The organism is Frankia sp. CcMO1, from assembly GCF_977945845.1.
Genome location: NZ_CDWTMG010000046.1, coordinates 8,795 through 26,380 on the forward strand (window position 1 = coordinate 8,795; position 17,586 = coordinate 26,380).

General features: G+C 70.5%; 11 protein-coding genes and 2 tRNA genes. 9 read left to right on the top strand and 4 right to left on the bottom strand.

All coding sequences use genetic code 11. The annotated features are described in order from the left end of the window. Positions 1–16: 16 nt before the first annotated feature. The 3 genes from AC08OU_RS08665 (at position 17) to AC08OU_RS08675 (ending at position 3,537) form a co-directional block, all read left to right on the top strand. Complete coding sequence (locus tag AC08OU_RS08665; protein WP_476604616.1) at positions 17–586, top strand: histidine phosphatase family protein; 570 nt, start codon at positions 17–19, stop codon at positions 584–586. A gap of 64 nt (positions 587–650) precedes the next feature. Continuing rightward, positions 651–1,856, top strand: coding sequence for an NAD(P)/FAD-dependent oxidoreductase (locus AC08OU_RS08670; protein ID WP_476604617.1), 1,206 nt, complete (start codon positions 651–653; stop codon positions 1,854–1,856). Positions 1,857–1,875: 19 nt separating this feature from the next. Continuing rightward, positions 1,876–3,537, top strand: a complete 1,662-nt coding sequence (locus tag AC08OU_RS08675; protein WP_476604618.1) for a long-chain fatty acid--CoA ligase — start codon at positions 1,876–1,878, stop codon at positions 3,535–3,537. Between the two features lie 132 nt (positions 3,538–3,669). Here AC08OU_RS08675 and AC08OU_RS08680 read toward each other — a convergent pair whose 3' ends face one another. Further along, the gene (locus AC08OU_RS08680; RefSeq protein ID WP_476604619.1) at positions 3,670–5,913 is read right to left on the bottom strand and encodes an LCP family protein; all 2,244 of its coding nucleotides are present in this window, start codon (positions 5,911–5,913) and stop codon (positions 3,670–3,672) included. A gap of 238 nt (positions 5,914–6,151) precedes the next feature. On the opposite strand from AC08OU_RS08680, the gene AC08OU_RS08685 reads away from it, so the two are divergent. Next, positions 6,152–6,242 (top strand) — tRNA-Ser (locus AC08OU_RS08685). A 118-nt stretch (positions 6,243–6,360) separates the two neighbouring features. Then, positions 6,361–7,383 (top strand): hypothetical protein, encoded by a 1,023-nt coding sequence (locus AC08OU_RS08690; RefSeq protein ID WP_476604620.1) that lies wholly within the window; start codon positions 6,361–6,363, stop codon positions 7,381–7,383. 193 nt (positions 7,384–7,576) lie between these two features. On the opposite strand, the gene AC08OU_RS08695 is transcribed toward AC08OU_RS08690, so the two are convergent. After that, on the bottom strand, positions 7,577–9,415 hold the full coding sequence (locus AC08OU_RS08695) for a phosphoenolpyruvate carboxykinase (GTP) (protein ID WP_476604621.1): 1,839 nt from the start codon (positions 9,413–9,415) through the stop codon (positions 7,577–7,579). A gap of 547 nt (positions 9,416–9,962) precedes the next feature. Here AC08OU_RS08695 and AC08OU_RS08700 point away from each other — a divergent pair. Further along, positions 9,963–10,035: transfer RNA gene (locus AC08OU_RS08700), tRNA-Arg, on the top strand. 832 nt (positions 10,036–10,867) lie between these two features. Here AC08OU_RS08700 and AC08OU_RS08705 read toward each other — a convergent pair. Next, positions 10,868–13,048 carry a molybdopterin-dependent oxidoreductase gene (locus tag AC08OU_RS08705; protein WP_476604622.1) on the bottom strand — a complete coding sequence of 727 codons (2,181 nt, stop codon included), beginning with the start codon at positions 13,046–13,048 and terminating at the stop codon, positions 10,868–10,870. Positions 13,049–13,123: 75 nt separating this feature from the next. Then, positions 13,124–13,270: a DUF1059 domain-containing protein gene (locus tag AC08OU_RS08710; protein WP_476604623.1), complete on the bottom strand. Its 147-nt coding sequence runs from the start codon at positions 13,268–13,270 to the stop codon at positions 13,124–13,126. A 251-nt stretch (positions 13,271–13,521) separates the two neighbouring features. Here AC08OU_RS08710 and AC08OU_RS08715 point away from each other — a divergent pair, with 251 nt between their 5' ends. The 3 genes from AC08OU_RS08715 to AC08OU_RS08725 form a co-directional block, all read left to right on the top strand. After that, positions 13,522–14,904 carry a BNR repeat-containing protein gene (locus tag AC08OU_RS08715; RefSeq protein WP_476604624.1) on the top strand — a complete coding sequence of 461 codons (1,383 nt, stop codon included), beginning with the start codon at positions 13,522–13,524 and terminating at the stop codon, positions 14,902–14,904. A 341-nt stretch (positions 14,905–15,245) separates the two neighbouring features. Then, positions 15,246–15,911, top strand: a complete 666-nt coding sequence (locus AC08OU_RS08720; RefSeq protein WP_476604625.1) for a hypothetical protein — start codon at positions 15,246–15,248, stop codon at positions 15,909–15,911. A gap of 35 nt (positions 15,912–15,946) precedes the next feature. Beyond that, the coding region (locus AC08OU_RS08725; protein ID WP_476604626.1) for a M48 family metalloprotease at positions 15,947–17,586 on the top strand (1,640 nt) is incomplete at its 3' end.

Below are 17,586 nucleotides of genomic sequence, written 5' to 3' on the forward strand. Positions count from 1 at the left end.
CCAAAACAGGCTCTGAGTGGCTGATCAGGAACTGTGGCTCGTCCGGCACGGCCAGACGGAGTGGAGCCGGGACGGCCGCCACACGGGACGCACCGACCTCCCGCTGACGCCGGCCGGCGAGGCGGCGGCCACCGAACTCGGCAGCAAGCTGGGGGGCGTGACGTTCGGCCTCGTACTGGCGAGCCCGCGCAGCCGTGCCCGTCGGACGGCGGAGCTCGCCGGCCTGCGGGCCGAGGTCGAGCCGCGGGCCGTCGAGTGGGACTACGGCGACTACGAGGGCCTGACGCGCAGCGAGATTCGTGAGACCAGGCCGGACTGGACGGTGTGGCGCGACGGCGCCCCTGCCGGCGAGACCGTCGACCAGGTGGCGGCACGCGCCGACGCCGTCATCGCCCGTGTCCGTGTCGAGGAGGAGCAGCACGAGCGCGTCCTGCTCGTCACACACGGTCACTTCAGCCGGGTGCTCGCCGTGCGCTGGATCGGCGCCGAGCCGGGGCTGGGCGAGCACTTTCCCTTCGAGACCGCGGCGGTGGGAATCCTCGGCTGGGATCGCGGTGTCCCGGTGATCGAGCGCTGGAACGCCTGACGGTCCCGCGCATCGCGGCGTGCGGCACCATGTGAGCCTCCAGGTCGCGAGCGGGAGGAGCCCGGTGTCCAGGATCGTGGTGGTGGGAGCCGGCGTCGGCGGACTGCGGACGGCGGAGTCGCTGCGCGCCGCGGGGTTCGCGGACGAGCTGATCGTGGTGGGCGACGAGCCCTACCGGCCGTACCAACGGCCACCCTTGTCCAAGACCGCGCTGGCGGGGGCCGACGACATCGGCCGGATCGCGCTGCGGCAGAGGCGCACCGTCGCGGACGTCGACTGGCGCCTGGGCCGGGCGGTGACGGCGGTCTCGCTGACCGACCGCACCCTGACCCTGGAAACCGGCGACGAGTCGCTGACCTGGGACGGTCTGGTCATCGCCAGCGGCCTGCGGCCTCGCCGGCTCGACCTGCCCGGCCCGATGCAGCCGTTCGTGATCCGCAGCTACGACGACACCCAGGCGGTGCGGCCGCACCTGCGGCCGGGGGCGCGGGTCGTCGTCGTCGGCGCCGGCTTCCTCGGCTGCGAGATCGCCGCGACGGCGAACGGGCTCGGATGCGGCGTCGACGTCGTCGCCCCGGAGCCGGAACCGATGATCCGGCCTCTCGGCACCCTGGTCGGTGCCGCCATGCGACGGCGCCACGAGGCGGCAGGTGTGCGGTTCCACCTGGGCCGGTTGCCCGCGAGCACCGACGAGGACGGCCTCGTCCTCGATGACGGCCTGCGGCTGCCGGCCGACGTCGTCGTCGAGGCGGTCGGGTCCGTCCCGGCCACCGAGTGGCTGGCCGGATCGGGCCTGGACCTCTCCGACGGGGTCCTGTGCGACCCCTGGATGCGGGCGGTCGCGGACGGCGTCCCCCGGCCGGACGTCGTCGTGGTGGGCGACGTCGCCCGGTTCCCGCACCCGCTCACACCCGGGCTGGCCCGCCGCATCGAGCACTTCGACCTGCCGCCCCTGATGGCGAAGCGGGCCGCACCGGCGCTGGTCGCCGGGCTGACCGGTGCCGAGCCGGACCCTGAGCCGTTCGCCCCCGTCCCCTCGTTCTGGAGCGACCAGTACGAGATCACGATCCAGTGTTTCGGCGCGCCGGAACTGGCCGACGAGGTGGCGATAGTGGACGGCGACGTCGACGGCGGCCCCCTCGTGGCGGCCTACCGGCGGTCGGGTCCGGGCGGTGGCGAGCTCGTGGCCGCGGTGGGTGTGGGAACCGTGTCCGGATTGATGGACCTGCGCGCCGAGCTTGCGGCACGCTGGCTGGCAGCAGCCGGTTGACGACGATGAGGTGGTCCGCGTGCGCAGCACCATGCAGCCAGTCCCGCTCCTGATCTCCCGCATCCTCGACTACGGCAGCACGGCGTACGCCGAATCGGAAGTGATCACCTGGGGGGCCGAAGGCCCGCGCCGGTCCACCTACGGCGACGTCGGGCGTGACTGCCGGCGGCTGGCCAACGCCCTGCGGGGGCTCGGCGTTGACGGCGACCAGCGGGTGGGCACGTTCATGTGGAACAACGAGGAGCACCTCGAGCTGTACCTCGGCGTCCCGAGCATGGGCGCGGTGATGCACACGATCAACATCCGGCTCTTCCCGCCGCAGATGATCTACTGCGTCAACCACGCCGAGGACTACGTCGTCGCCGTGGACAGCACGCTCGCCGAGCCGTTCAGCAAGCTCGTGGCCCACATGCCGACGGTCAAGCACGTGATCGTCAATGGCGCCGTCACCGACGAGGTCAGGGCCGCGCTGGCGGGCGGCGGCGCCCGGCAGGTGCACGACTACCGCGCGCTCCTTGACGCCGAGTCCGACGACTTCACCTGGCCGGAAGTGGACGAGAACACCGCGGCCGCCATGTGCTACACGTCGGGCACGACCGGCAACCCCAAGGGGGTCGTCTACTCGCACCGGTCGAACTACCTGCACTCGCTGCAGGCCGGCATGAACATCGGCCTCAGCCTGACGGACGGCGACCGGGTGCTGGCAATCGTGCCCCTCTTCCACGCGAACTCGTGGGGCCTGTCCTACGCAGGGCTCGCCACCGGCGCGACCCTCGTGATGCCGGATCGGTTTCTACAGGCTGCCCCGCTCGCCACGATGATCGAGACATTGAAGATCAACAAGGCCGCAGCCGTCCCGACGATCTGGAACGACCTGCTGCACCACCTGGACACCAACCCGGCGATCGACGTCTCTAGCCTGACGATGGCCCTCGTCGGCGGTTCCGCCTGCCCCCCGGCGCTGATGAAGGCGTTCGAGGAGCGGCACGGCGTCCGTGTCCTGCACGCGTGGGGGATGACGGAGATGTCGCCGCTGGGCACCGTCGCGGTCCCGCCCGCGGCGGCGACGGGCGACGAGGAGTGGTCGTACCGGACGTCGCAGGGGCGGCTGGCCCTGTCCGTGGAGGGCCGGCTGGTAGGCCCGGACGGCTCGGTCATGCCCCGGGACGGCGAGAGCGTCGGTGAGCTGGAGGTGCGCGGTCCCTGGATCACGGGCTCGTACTACCAGGACGACGACCCGGAGAAGTTCCACGACGGCTGGCTGCGCACGGGCGACGTCGGCACGCTGACACCCGACGGCTTCCTGCGGCTCACCGACCGTTCCAAGGACGTGATCAAGTCGGGTGGTGAGTGGATCAGTTCCGTGGAGTTGGAGAACCACCTGATGGCGCACCCCAAGGTTCGCGAGGCCAGCGTCATCGGCGTCCCGGACGAGAAGTGGGGCGAGCGACCGCTGGCCACCGTGGTCGTCCAGGAGGGCGAGGAGGCCGACCCAGCGGAGTTGCAGGCGTTCCTGGCCGGGCGGGTCGCGAAGTGGCAGGTGCCCGAGCGGTGGGCGTTCATCCCGGAGGTCCCGAAGACCAGCGTCGGCAAGTTCGACAAGAAGGTGCTGCGGGCCCGGTACGCCGAGGGCGGCCTCGACGTCGTCACCCCGGAGTCGAGCGAGGCCGCCGCCCGCTAGGCGTCGATCATGCAATCGGGGACGATCATGCAATCCCGGCTCTTCGAAGAGCCCCGGTCACGCACCTGACAGGAGAGCGATGAAGCCGGGATTGCATGATCGTCCCGAATTGCATGATCGACGCATGGGGCCCTAGCAGACGTCCTTGACGTCCTGCGCTTCCTTCGGGTCCTTCGGTTCGGCCGACTGCTTCGGGTCCTGCCCCGACGCACCCGTTCCGGTCCCGCCGGACGGGGTGGACGCGGTCGCGCTGGGCGCCTTGGTCGCCTTCTTCGGCGGGTTGAGCGCCTTCTGCACGAGGTCCCGCATGGCGGGGAAGTCGGGGTTGCTGCGGTCGGCGATGACCTCGTTGGTGAACGCGAGGCTCCGGACGCTCGACCCCTTGACTTTCAGGCCCAGTCCGACCCAGGCCTGCAGGTGCTGCTGCGGGATGTCCGTCGCGAGGTTGTCCTTCGCCGCGGACGCGAGCTTCGGGAACCCGAGTGCGAGCTTCTTGGGATCCGCCTGCTGGATCGCGGCGCCGATCACGCACCGCTGGCGGCGGATCCGGTCGAAGTCGTCCGTGGACCAGCGCGACCGGGCGAACCACAGGGCCTTGAACCCGTTGAGCTTCTGGTCGTCGCCCTTGTAGATCCAGCCCTCCGCGCGGCGGTTCTTCGAGTTGCCGCCGATCGGCAGGTCCTGCTTCACGTCCACCGTCACACCGCCCATGGCGTCCACGAAGTCCTGGAAACCCTGGAGGTTGACGAGCGCGTAGTAGTCCACGCGAAGGCCCAGCACGCCCTCCACCGCCTGCTCGGTCGCGGTGAGGCCCGGACGCGGGTCGTCCGGGTAGTACTTGCTCTTGTTCTGCTCGCCCCACTGCCAGACGGCGTTCAGCAGGCACTGGTGCGACTCGCAGAAGAATCCGTTCGGCCACGCCTCGGCGCCCGGGGTGCCGCTCGGGAAGGGCACCCGCTCGAGGTTCCGCGGGAGGCTGAACATCGTGGTGTCCCCGCTCTTGGTGTTGATGCTCGCGAGGATCAGCGTGTCGGGCCGGACACCGGTCCGGGTGGGCCCGGCGTCGCTGCCCACCATCAGGACGTTGACGCGCGGGACTTCCGCCCACGGGTCAGCCGCGCCGGCGTCGGGCGCCAGGCCGTCCGTCTTCCCGTTCGAGAAGACGGAGGTGACAAGGTCGCGCTGGATCATGGCGTAGCTGCCGACCTTGTAGGCCGGGAGCGCGACGCCGGCCGCAAGCGCGAGGACGATGAGCGTGCAGAACGCCTGCTGGGCCGCGGTGAGGTTGGCATAGCGCCGGAGCTGCCCGTTGGTGGCGACGATGAGCGCGATCCATGCGAGGGCGCCCAAGGCGACGACGATCGCGACGATCAGCAGCTTCTGCGGGCTGACCGCGATGGCGGCCGCCCGCGCGATCGGGTCGCCGACCAGCGCGACCGCTGCCAGCAGCACGACACCGACGCCGACCAGCCCGAGTAGAAGCCCGCCGACCCGCCGCAGTCCGGCCGCGACGAGACCGGATCCCGGCACGACGGCGCCGAGCACGGTCCAGGCGATGACCCAGGTGAAGCCCTGACCGAGCGGCGTCGCGTGGCTGCCGCGGCGCGGGCCGTGGAACGGCGCGAAGAGGACGGACGGCCGGCGTCCTTGCGGGCGCCGCGGCCCGGAAGGAGGGGGCAGCCGGTCCGCCGAGCGCTGGGAGCGTCGAGGCGCGGCGTGCACGTGCGAGGCGTGCGCGTGCTTGGGGACCGCGGCGCCCGCCGCGGTGTACGTCGTCGTCCGCTGGCCGCGGTCGGCCGGTGGCTGCGCCCGCGCGTGGGGCGCCGGGTCGCCCGACGGCGCGTGGTACGCCGTGTCCGACGGTGACGGCGCGTACCCCTCCGGTTCCGGCGGCGGCGTCCCTCGCCGTGCGGGGCGCCGGGAACCCGGCTGGGCGGGAGCCGCAGGCGCCCCTGGATAGGCGGGCGACCCGGGAGACGGCGAGCGCCGTCCGTCCTGCGAGGCCTGCGACGTGCGCGCCTGGTACGGGTCCGCCTGGTACGGGCCAGCCGGGTGCTGGGCCGTACGCCGAGCAGGTTGCTCCGGATGGTTCGGATGGCTCGGCCGCGGTGCCCACTGCCCAGGGGGCGTTCGGCGCTCAGGTGCCCGGTACTGCTCAGGCGTGAGGTACTCGGGCGCCCGCGACTCAGCCGCCTCGTACTCCGGCGTCCGGTACTCCGGGGTCCGGTACTCCGGGGTCCGGTACTCCGGGGTTCTGGACTCGGGGTGGCGATCGGGCCCGTGTTCGGCCGCTGGGGACGGGTACCTGCGGAAGGCCTCCGCCCGCTCCGCCTCACGGCGTGACCGCCTAGGGGAGTGCGACTCGATCTGGGCCACTCACTCCTCCTTCCGAACGGCTGCCGGCGGGCGGCGTGTCATTGTTCCACGACACCAGCACCGAGCTACCGTTCCGTTACACCGGCGATCCCTGGGCGATACCGGCATGTTCGATTCGTGCACGGTCATCGAAAGGCAGCGTTGCCCTCCGCCAAACTCTTACGCATCCCACGCCGCTACGGATCGGCTTTGCCCGACGTCCGGCAGGACGGCTACCCTTGCCCGGTCACGGGGTATGGGAGGCGTCGCCTAGTCCGGTCTATGGCGCCCGCCTGCTAAGCGGGTTTGGGGCATCAACCCCATCGCGGGTTCAAATCCCGCCGCCTCCGCAGTCATCGGCCCCGGGTGCCAACTCACGGTCGGCACCCGGGCCACCCCGGTCCGGTTCCCGGGCTCGCGCCCCGAGGACGCCGTGGGAGGTGTTGGCTCATAGTGGCACGGCCGCGCGTGACGTTCATCACTGCGCGTCTCACCACCGGGGCCGTCGTATCCGCCTGTCTCGTGGCGCTGGTCGGACTGATCTTCCTCGCGACGCCGTCCAGGGAAGCCGTGACAGGGGGCGAGCGCGCGCCACGGCCGGGTGGCGTACCCACCGACGCCGGGTCCGACTCCGGACCGTCAGGGACCCCGTCCGCGGCCCCGGCCCCACCGAGCGCGACCCGCCCGCCGGAGCCACCGCAGCTCCCCCGCGGCGGGACGTCGATCTTTCCGAGGTACCGGCTGGTGGGCTTCGCCGGCGGTCCCGGAACGGCGGCGTTCGGCAGGCTCGGGGTCGGCAGGATCGACGACCGCGTGGCGGAGATCGAACGTCTGGGCGTCAGGTACGCGGGGCGGCGCGAACCCATGCCGGTGCTGGAGCTCATCGCGGTGGTCGCGCAGGCCAAGCCCGGCCGCGACCGGCTGTACCGGACGCGGGTGGACGACGCCGTGATCGACGTCCATCTGGCCGCCGCGCGGCGGCACCGGGCGATGCTGCTGCTGAACATCCAGCCCGGCCGCTCGGACTTCCTCTCCGAGGTCCGGGGCCTGGAGCGGTGGTTGCGGCAGCCGGACGTCGGGCTGGCTCTCGACCCGGAGTGGGCGGTGGGCCCCGGGAGCGTCCCGGGGCGCGTCTACGGGCGCACCAGCGGGCGGGAACTCGACGCCGTCGCCACGTACCTGGACCGGATCGTGGCCATGTACCGGCTGCCGCAGAAGGCGATGGTCGTCCACCAGCTGGCGCCCCGGATCATCTCCAAGGTGGGCCAGCTGCGGCACCACCCGCGCGTCCCCGTCATCGTGAGCGTCGACGGGATCGGCGCTCGCGCGGACAAGCTCGCGACCTGGCGTCGGATCACGGCGACCCTGCCGCCGCAAGTCCGCGCGGGTTTCAAGCTGTTCTTCGACGAGGACACGGAGCACGGGCCGCTCATGACGCCGGCCCAGGTGCTCGCGCTGCGCCCGGAACCGGAGTACGTGCTCTACGAGTGAAGGCGCGCTGCCTGCCCCCGGCCGCGGGATAGCGGCGCAGGCCGGCCGATGAGTCGTCGGCCGGCCTGCGGTTGCCCAGGTTCCGGGGCTACCCGCCCCGGGGCAGCAGGGGGCAGGGGAACCCGGTCCCCGAGCCGTTCGTCCACCACCCCAGGCGGTCGGCCTCGCCGACGCCCGCCGGCGGTGGTTCCGATCAGGAGAGCCCGAGCCGGGCGCGCAGCCCGTCGAGCTCCGTGAGCAATGTCGTCGGCGTCTTCTCACCGATCTTGTCGAACCACTCCTGGATGAGCGGGATCTCGGCCTTCCACTCCTCCGCGTCGACCTCGAGCACCCGCCGGAGCGTCGCCTCATCGAGGTCGAGGCCGTCGACGTCGAGGGACTCCGTCGTGGGGACGTGACCGATCGGCGTCTCCACCGCGGCGGCCCGGCCCTCGATGCGCTCCACGACCCACTTGAGGACGCGCGAATTCTCGCCGAAGCCCGGCCAGAGGAACTTGCCGTCGCCGTCGCGGCGGAACCAGTTCACGTAGAAGATCTTCGGCAGCTTGCTGGCGTCGGCGTCCTTGCCGACGTCGAGCCAGTGCTGGAAGTAGTCACCCATGTGGTAGCCGATGAACGGCAGCATCGACATCGGGTCACGCCGGACGACTCCGACCGCACCCGTGGCCGCCGCCGTCGTCTCGCTGGAGAGGGTGGCGCCGAGGAACGTGCCGTGGACCCAGTCGCGGGCCTCGGTCACCAGGGGGATCGTCGTCCCGCGACGGCCGCCGAACAGGATCGCAGAGATCGGGACGCCCTTGGGGTCGTCGTACTCGGGCGCCAGGATCGGGCAGTTGCGGATCGGGGTGCAGAAGCGCGAGTTCGGGTGCGAGGACGGCTCGGAGCTGTCCGGCGTCCAGTCGCGGTGCTTCCAGTCGGTCAGGTGCGCCGGAGGCTCCGGCGTCATGCCCTCCCACCAGATGTCACCGCCGTCGGTGAGCGCGACGTTCGTGAAGACGGAGTTCCCCTTGTCGATGGCACGCATCGCGTTGGGGTTGGTCTCCCAGCCGGTGCCGGGCGCGACGCCGAACAGGCCGGCCTCGGGATTCACGGCATAGAGCCGGCCGTCGTCGCCGAACCGCATCCAGGCGATGTCGTCACCCAGGGTCTCGACCTTCCAGCCCGGGACGGTCGGCTCCAGCATGGCGAGGTTGGTCTTGCCGCACGCGCTCGGGAAGGCGGCGGCGATGTAGTAGACCTTCCGCTCCGGGCTGGTCAGCTTGAGGATCAGCATGTGCTCGGCGAGCCAGCCCTCGTCGCGCGCCATGACGCTGGCGATGCGGAGCGAGTAGCACTTCTTGCCCAGCAGCGCGTTCCCGCCGTATCCGGACCCGTAGGACCAGATCTCACGGGACTCGGGGAAGTGGGTGATGTACTTCGTCTCGTTGCAGGGCCAGGGAACGTCCTTCTGGCCGGGTTCGAGCGGGGCACCGACCGAGTGAAGGCAGGGGACGTACGGAGCGTCCTGGCCCATCGCCTCGAGAACCGCGGTCCCCACGCGCGCCATGATCCGCATGGACGCCGCGACGTACGCACTGTCGGTGACCTCGACGCCGAACATGGGGCTCGGGGCGTCCAGGTGACCCATCAAGAACGGGATCACGTACATCGTGCGCCCGCGCATAGAACCGCGGTACAGACCCGTCATGAGGGCCCGCATCTCGCCCGGGTCCATCCAGTTGTTGGTGGGACCGGCGTCGGCGGGGTCGACCGAACAGATGAAGGTGCGGTCCTCGACCCGGGCGACGTCGCTGGGGTCGGAGGCGCACCAGTAGGAGTCGGGCTTCTTGTCGAGCTTGACGAAGGTGCCATCCGCCACGAGCCCGGCCACGAGCCGCTCGTACTCGGCGTCGGAGCCGTCCATCCAGTGGATCGCGTCCGGTTCCGTCAGAGCGGCGACCTCGGCAACCCAGGCGGCGAGACGGGCATGTTTGGTGGGGCCGTTGGTATTTGGAACCTCTGTCGTGGTCCGAGAGTTGTCAATCGTGGTCACGGGGCTGCCCTTCCTCGTGGTTCTGCGTCCGCCGGGCTGGATCCGGTGCACGACGACGAGGCCGTCGGTAAGGCCAGCCATGAAGACCCCAGCGACTACAGTCAGTGACCGGAACGCCGGTGTCCGCGGGATCAATCCACAGTAAGACGTCCGGCGTGTTAACGAAACTTGTCAGGACGCCGCGTCTGGTGATGATTGCCACAAGGGCCTGACCTGCATGGAATCACTTGCAGGGGCACTGCAAGAGGTTGCAGAAAGTTCTGATGCACGGGCGCACAGTGTCTTTGACAACGTTTACTGTGTGTCACACCCAACAGAGCCAACCATTGCCCCGCCCTTGCATTTTCCCACCACACCGCGTGACGGCCGCCGACATCGGGTCCCTTCGGGGCCACGACGGAAGCGGGGAGTGGTCGCCCGGCGCACGTCTACCGAGTTCTTGCGGCACCGTGGGAGCCGCTATGGTTGTCGGGCCGTCGAGGCGGCGACGGTCGCCCTCCGGTCAGGTTGGCATCCCCGTGTTGCAGTTGTGACAACTCAAGATCATGCGCCCGTAGCTCAACGGATAGAGCATCTGACTACGGATCAGAAGGTTAGGGGTTCGAATCCCTTCGGGCGCGCTCCACCGCAGGTCAGCGGCAGTCGGGTATTTGATTCCACAGCCCGGGATGCCCCTTGTGCCGGAATCCGCAAAGGGGTTCGCGGTGGGGTTCGGGCCCCTGACGCCAGCCGCCCCGGGGTCGGCGCCTCCGCCACAACGAGTGGCCCACCCCAATTCATCGCTGTGACCAACGTCACGCATTGATGATCATGGGCGCCGGGTCGTCGCCTTCTGTCGCCTGGGGTTGTCGATTGCCGGATGCGGTCGGATCCGCGGGGGCGAGATCCGTGACACCCACGTCCCTCCACCGCAGCAGTCAAGGGCTTTCGCGATGCCGTGGGTCGCGTGTGGCGTTCCCCAACGGCGCTAAGGCCGGAGACAGCTCGCGCTAGCAGGCCCTTCCGTGCACCGAGCAAACCGAGGGAGCATGGCGAGTGGCGGCGCCGCGACTCTCGCAACTCCACTCAGCGAAAGTCTGCTGACAGCGATGTCGCAAACGATTTCAGGGCAGTTTTGCTGAGTCGGGTTGCGACCCGATCGCGCCCGGACTGGATGGGCACGTTCCGCGTGTTCGACCGGACGTCGCCGGACCAGATCCCGCGTCGCCTCGATGCCGTCCAGGCGCGCCAGGAGCGGCGCCATGCCGAGCCGGAACATCAGGTGGTCGTCCACGAACGCGACCCGTGGATCAGCCGACCGCGCGACTCGGCCGAGCGGCGACCTCCACCGCGGGTGGCGGGTGCTGAGAAGTGGGACGGCAGAGGCGACAGGTGAGGTGGTGGTGGCGTGCGCTGCAGCGCCGGAACAGGCGGGAGGTCAAGTCCACGCCGTGCCCGGGCGGGCGGAAGGGGTTAGGGCCGGACCGGCTCCAGACGCACCGCAACCCCGTTCAACACTGCCATGCCCGCCAGTCGCTCGAGGTCGCCGGCGTCGCTGGACATCAACAGGTTGGTGTTGGCGCCGCTGGCGGCGTTGGCGCGTCGCCATCCCCCTTGGTGCCCCCAGCCGTGGGGTACGGCGACCGTGCCGGGTCCGACGTCATCGGTGACGTGCGCCTGAGTAACGATCGAGGCGAGCGGCGAAACCACCCGCACCCGGCCGCCGTCGACCAGGCCGGCTGAGTCCGCGTCGATCGGGTTGATCCGGGCGGCGTGGACTCGGTTTCCTTTCATCAGGGTGGCGCTGTTGTGCAGCCACGAATTCTGTGAGCGCATCTCCCGCATCCCGATCAGCCGCAAGGGGTAGTCCGGATCGGCCGGATGACGGTCACCGAGGCGGGTCAGTTCGGTCGCGATCTCCGGGGGGTCGAGCCGCACCTTGTGGTGGCGGTGCCGTACGGCGTGATTGCGCCGGCCGGTGGCGGCATGGGAACTCAGCACGACACCATGCGGGTGTTCTGCGAGCGCCCGCCTCACGCTCAGGCCGCCGCGCCGGAGCCCGAACCGGTCACCGAACCGTCCCAGACGAAGGAGCAGGTCGAACATGCGTCCTGGGGTCACCCGCGCGACCCCCCGGCGCTCAAGCGCAAGCACGGCCCGATTGACGATCCCCGTACCGTGCCCGTTCACGGCCAAACCCATCCGGTGCAGCAGTTCCTCGTAGATCTGCCACTCCTGACGCGCCTCGCCGTACGGCTCCACGACGGCGCCCGTGGCCTGGAAGAACGGCCGCACCGAGGTGGCGGCGAGCACGCCCGGCAGGTCCTCCCGCTCGAGGAACGTCGTGGTCGGCAGCACGTAGTGCGCGTGGCGGTTGGTCTCGTTGACGTACAGGTCGAGCGACACGAGGAGGTCGAGCCGGTCGAGCGCCGTCGCGAGTCGGGCGCCGTCCGGGACCGTGAGCACCGGATTGCCACCGGTGACGATGAGTGCCCGCAGCCGACCGGGGCCGGGTGTGGTGATCTCGTCGGCCATGGTCGCGGCCGGGAACATCCCCATGAGGTCGGGAAAGTCGCCCACCCGCGATCGGCTCGCGCCGTACGTCATCATCCCGGCGCGCTCGGCGAGATCCTCCAACGGGATCACTCCGTGCGAGAACAGGGTCCCGCCCGCCCGATCGAGATTGCCCGTCACGATGCTGAGCGCGTCGAGCAGGTAGTTCACGAGGGTCCCGTGGCGACCGAGACACGCGCCCGTACGCCCGTAGGCGGCGGCGCTGCGGGCGGTCGCGAAGTCTCGGGCCACATCACGCACGATCTGGGCGGGGACGCCCGACTGCGGCTCGGTCACCTCGGGTGGGTAGCCCGCGACGACCCGCTCCAGCCAGTCGACGCCGCTGGTCTGCTCCGCGATCGCCGCACGATCGACGCGCCCTTCGGCGAAGATCACCTGTAGCATCGACAGCAGCAGCCAGGCGTCACCGTCGGGACGAACGGGCACGTGTTCGTAGGCGCGCGCCGTCTCGGTGCGTCGCGGGTCGACCACCACGACCCGACCGCCCCGTGCCACGATTCCCTTGAGCTCGTCCTTGATGCGCGGCGCTGTCAGGGCGCTGCCGTGCGACACGTGAGGGTTCGCGCCCAGCATGAACAGGAAGTCGGTCCGCGGCAGGTCCGGGAACGGCAACTGGCTGGCCGCGCCGTAGAGCAGCTTGCTGGCGACGAAGCGGCTGTTGATGTCCTGCGAGCCGGACGTGAACTGGTGGACGACCCCCAACCGCCGGCACAGCAGGCCCAGCCACACCGGCGCCGAGTAGGAGAAGGCCGGCGGGTTTCCGAGATAGCTCCCCAGGGCGCCGCCGCCGGCCTCGTCCCAGATCCGGCGCAGCCGCGCAGCGATGTCACCCAGCGCGGCTTCCCACGACACCTCCTCGAACGTCCCGTCCGGCAGCCGGCGCAACGGCCGCAGCACGCGGTCGGGATCGTTCTGCACCTCGGTGAAAGCGATGCCCTTGGGGCACGCCTGACCGCGGGAGAGCGGGTGGTCCGGGTCCGGACGCAGAGAAATCAGGCGCCCCTGCTCGATGGTGGCGAGCATTCCGCACAGCGGCTCGCAGATCCTGCAGAAGGTCGGCTTCACCTCTGCGCCCGGCATCGCGCCTCCTCCCACTCCCCTTCACCTGAAGGTCACGCAGCCGAGCTCCGGCAGCGGGCCAGCCCGTGGCGAGCCTCAGATGGCCAGGAAGAGGATCTCGTCCCGTCCGTACTCGTGGCCCGGATGCTCGGCGGCCAGGTGCGCCTGGACGCGCTCCACGAGGTCGTCCTCGTCCGAGCCGGTGATGGTCGTGCCGCAGGGGCACTGCAGTCTGGTTCTCACCGGGCCTCCCGTCTCCCGATCTGGCCCGGGCGCCTGCCGTCGAGGCCGTGCCACGGGGTTGGACACCTGGCTGAACACCTGTCCAAACTAGAACTCGTTCTTATCGTACTACCGGCGGGTGCCCGACCGCATCGGCGCGGGACGACGGTTCGTCCCGGCACCGGACCAACCGCAACTCTTGACTTGTCGCGGAAACACTGCACTATTGCGACCAACCCCACATCCGGTCCGCAGCAGAACGGGCGCCGAACATGAAACGTTTCATCAACCCACGACGGATGACGATCGTGGTTGCGGGTGCGGTGGCGACGAGCGCCCTGCTGGTCGTCGCCCCGGCACTCGAAGCAGTGGCTGCGCCTCCCTCTGTGACGCGAACGGCGATCAGCACCCTGACGACGAACGGCCGCACCGCGGAGTCCTACAGCGGATACATGAACGGCGAGTCGTTCCAGCAGGACGGCATCGTGACCTTCAACGGGTGGGAGTACGCCGCCTTCTGGGACCAGGACGGCTACGTCAACCTCTCCCGCCGCAAACTGCCCTCGACGTCATGGGAGAACGTGCGGCTCACCAGCTACCAGACGTCGTCGACCGACTCGCACAACGTCATCTGTCTCGGGATCGCGCCCGCGGACGGCACGATCCATCTCGCGTTCGACATGCACTCCAGCCAGCTCCGCTACATCAAGTCGGTGGCCGGCATGGCGACGTCACCGGACAGTGCGAGCTGGACGACGGGAAGTTTCGGCGGTGTCCAGACCAGCCTGACGTCCACGAGCATGTCGCAGGTGACCTACCCGCAGTTCTTGAGCGCGGCGGACGGCAGGTTGCAACTCGCGATCCGCACCGGGGCGAGCGGCGCGGGTGACGAGGTGCTCTACGAGTACCGGTCCGGTTCCTGGACCTACGTCGGACAGTTCATCAACGGGACGTCGGCGGACAACAACGCCTACCTCTTCGGCATCGAGTACGACTCCACGAACCTGCTGCACGTCACGTGGACCGTCCGCGAGACACCCAACGGCAGCACCAATCACGACCTGTACTACGCCTACAGCCGTGACTACGGCCGCACCTGGCGCAACAACGCCGGCAATGTCGTCGCGACCACCGGGTCCAGCCCGCTGACCTCCGACTCGTCGTCGCTCAAGGTCTGGTCGATCGGGCAGAACCGTGGCCTGATGAACCAGGAGTCGCAGGTAGTCGACGCCGCCGGCGTCGTCCACGTGCTCGCCTCCCACCTGCCGTCGTCCGCCGCCGACAACTCGGACTTCACATCGGCCCGCAACAGCGCGGTCCTCGTGCACTACTGGCGGGACAAGGCTTCCAAGGTCTGGCATCAGACGTACACGCCGTTCCTGGAGCGCATGGCCCGTGGCGACATCGCCGTCGACTCCAACGACAACCTCTACGTGGTCAGCGGTGACTCCAGTACGAAGAAGATGCATGTGCAGACAGCCTCGAAGTCGTCCGGCTGGACCGACTGGGTAATTCGATACACGTCCGACCCCGTCTACTACTCCGACCCGCTCATCGACCATCAACGGCTGAAGTCCCAGAACGTCCTGAGCTTCTTCGCCCCCCGGTACGGCGGTCAGCGGATCGACGTGCAGGACTGGTCGACCTCGTCCTGATCAGCTCGCGCCCCCGAAGGTCGCGGCACCGGACAGGCGCGCGCCGCCCAGCAACCGAGCTGAGGTCGACCGTTCCGGCCGATCGCACCTTCGCCCACGGGCCCACGGGCCCACGGGAACATCAGCCGAAGGTTCTGGTGGTCACCGCGGGGTGTCTCGCGCCCGGTCGGCCGACCGGGGCCACCGGACGGGCATTCGCTGACCCCCTCGAGTGCTCCTGGTTGCGCCGGCTCGGAGCCTGACCGGCGTGCGTCCAGCCCGGAATTAGCGACAAGTGATCGATCGATCACTTTGGGTTGTGTAATATCTCTCGGCGGGGCCATCGACGGGGGGCGACGGGCATGGCTTGGGGCAGGCGCGAGCGGAATGCGTGGACCGTCGTCGAACGGTCCAGCGGTGGCGTGACCATGGACGATGTCGTGGCGGTGAGCCGGGACGTCGTCGCGCGGGTCGCAGGCCCGGAGCTGGAGATCTTCCCGGCGGTCGTGGAAGGTTTCCGGGCGGAGCCCTCGGCAGTGCTGTCACCGGCGCGGTGCCGGGTGCCGGTCGCGCTGGGCGGCAACCAGTTCCCCGCCATCAGTGGTCTCGCGCTGGCGCTGTGCGCGGTCCTGGGTCAGGTCGTGGTGGGGGCGGCGGGCAATCTCGCCGCCGAAGCCCTGAGCGAGCCGACCCGGCGCGCCCTGGACGCGGTCTTCCGACGTCGCGGCGCCGGTCGGCACGTGGCGATCCCTGACCAGCCGGCCGGACCGGACGGTGCGGGTCCGGAACTCGCAGATCCTGCGGTCGGGCTGTTCCCGGGCGTGGCCGCGGCGCCGATGGCGCCGGCCGTCCGGTCGACGACGACGAGGGCGGAGCTGACGGTCAGCCTCATCGGGCAGGACGAGGAGCGTGAGATCCGCGCTGTTTTCGCGATCATCACCGTGGAGTCGGGCTACGACGACGACAGCGTGGAACGCACGGCGGACGCCGTGATCGAGGTTCTTCGCGTCTGGGGAACGGTCACGTGAGCACCACCCTGACACCGGCCGCGTCAGGTTCGGGGATGCGGTCTGCACCCGCCGCGCTGCCCACGCCGTCCCGGGGCGGGTACCTGACGCTGGTCGTGGCTCTCCTGGTTGCCGGGACCTTCGCCGGCCGGTTCGTGCACGACGACTTCTTCCGGCGGGAGTGGGCCGCGGCGCTGCAGCGGTGCGCCGCCGCCGCTGGGCCGTTCCCGAAGGACGCCGCCGGGCTGCCGGCGTGGTCGGCGGTCTTCGACCCGTGCATCGCACCGGCCGATCACCGCCAGGGCTGGGCCGGTGTGGTGGGCGCGGCCGTCGCGCTGCTGATCGGACTGGCAATCATGCTGGCCCTGGCCGAACGGGCGCTGCGCCGTGGCGGTCCGGGGCCGGCGCCCTCGTGGGTGCAGGACCGGGTCGGCGACTTGGCTGCGGCCGCGGGGCTGAGGCGCTGCCCGCGAGTGCGGATCGGTTCCCTGCGGCTTCGCGAGCCGTACACCGCGGGCCGGCCCGGACAGCCGACGATCGTGCTGCCGCCTGGCCTGCTGGCCCGGTCCCCGGCTCAGCTCGACGCGGTACTGCGGCACGAGCTCGCGCACGTCGCAGCCGGAGACGTCACCCTGGTGTGGCTGGCCCGGGGCGTGTGGTGGGCCATGCTGCCCGTCCTGCTCGCGCCAGCGGTCATCCTGGAGATCCAGCAGTGGATGGCGGGCAGGGGGCTCGGACCATCCGGCCCCGGACGGGACCTGCTGGCGGACTACTGCGCCCGCGGCGGGATCCTGCTCGCCGTCGCTGCGCTGCTGTCCTTCTCCGTGCTGCGCACCCGCGAACTCGAGGCGGACCTGCGTGCCGCGCGGGGCGGGCTCGCGGGAGAGCAGGAAGCGGTGCTGAAAGCTGCCGGTGCCCCCCGACCCCGGCGAGCCCGCCCGTTCGCCACTCACCCCACTCGTGAGCGAAGGGTCGAGATCCTGCGCCGGCCCGCCCTGCTGGCCGTGCCCCGGGGCGCGGACGTGTTCTGCCTTGCCGCCCTGCTCGCCACCACGTGGGGGTCGGTGCACTACCTGTGGCAGGACCTCTTCGTCGCCACCACCGTGGCCGGTGCCGGCACCCTGGTCGCCGGGCTGCTGACCGGAACGTTGCTTGCCGCCACCCTGGGACTCGGGCTCTGGCGGCAGGCCCTGGCCGATGACCCCGGGCGACGACGGGACCAGTGGGTCCTGCTCGCCGTCCTCGGTGTCGGCACGGTCGCCGGCCAGGTCACCAGCGTGTCGCTGACGGCCGGCGGCGGGTGGGCCGCGCAGTGGGGCGAGCCGGTGACCCTGCTGCTGCCGGTCCTGCTGCTGGTCGGAGCCGTCGGGATCAGCCGGGTGGTGGCCGGGCTCTGGGCCGGCCGCGCGCACCGAGGATTGGCGAGGCGGGATACGTGGATCGCGGCCTTCGCCGTCAACCTGGCCCTCTTCACGGGGGCGACCTGGTACGGCCGCGACGTCCAGACGTTCAGCGACGGCGACTACCTCGGCCAGGGCTGGCTCCACGCCCTGGCCGCGCTGACCAGGGCGCACACGTCGTCCGCGTGGATCGTCGTCATCGCCCTCGCCGGCTCCGCCGCCCTCGCCGGCTCCCGGCCCGAGGGCCGGCAGCGACCTCGCGCGGAGGACGCGCCGCCCGCACCGGTGGACCTGTC

Bases quoted from the DNA above. Each gene is read 5' to 3' on its own strand.
- AC08OU_RS08715 (WP_476604624.1), top strand. From the start codon at position 13,522: ATGAAACGTTTCATCAACCCACGACGGATGACGATCGTGGTTGCGGGT.
- AC08OU_RS08705 (WP_476604622.1), bottom strand. From the start codon at position 13,048: ATGCCGGGCGCAGAGGTGAAGCCGACCTTCTGCAGGATCTGCGAGCCG.
- AC08OU_RS08720 (WP_476604625.1), top strand. From the start codon at position 15,246: ATGGCTTGGGGCAGGCGCGAGCGGAATGCGTGGACCGTCGTCGAACGG.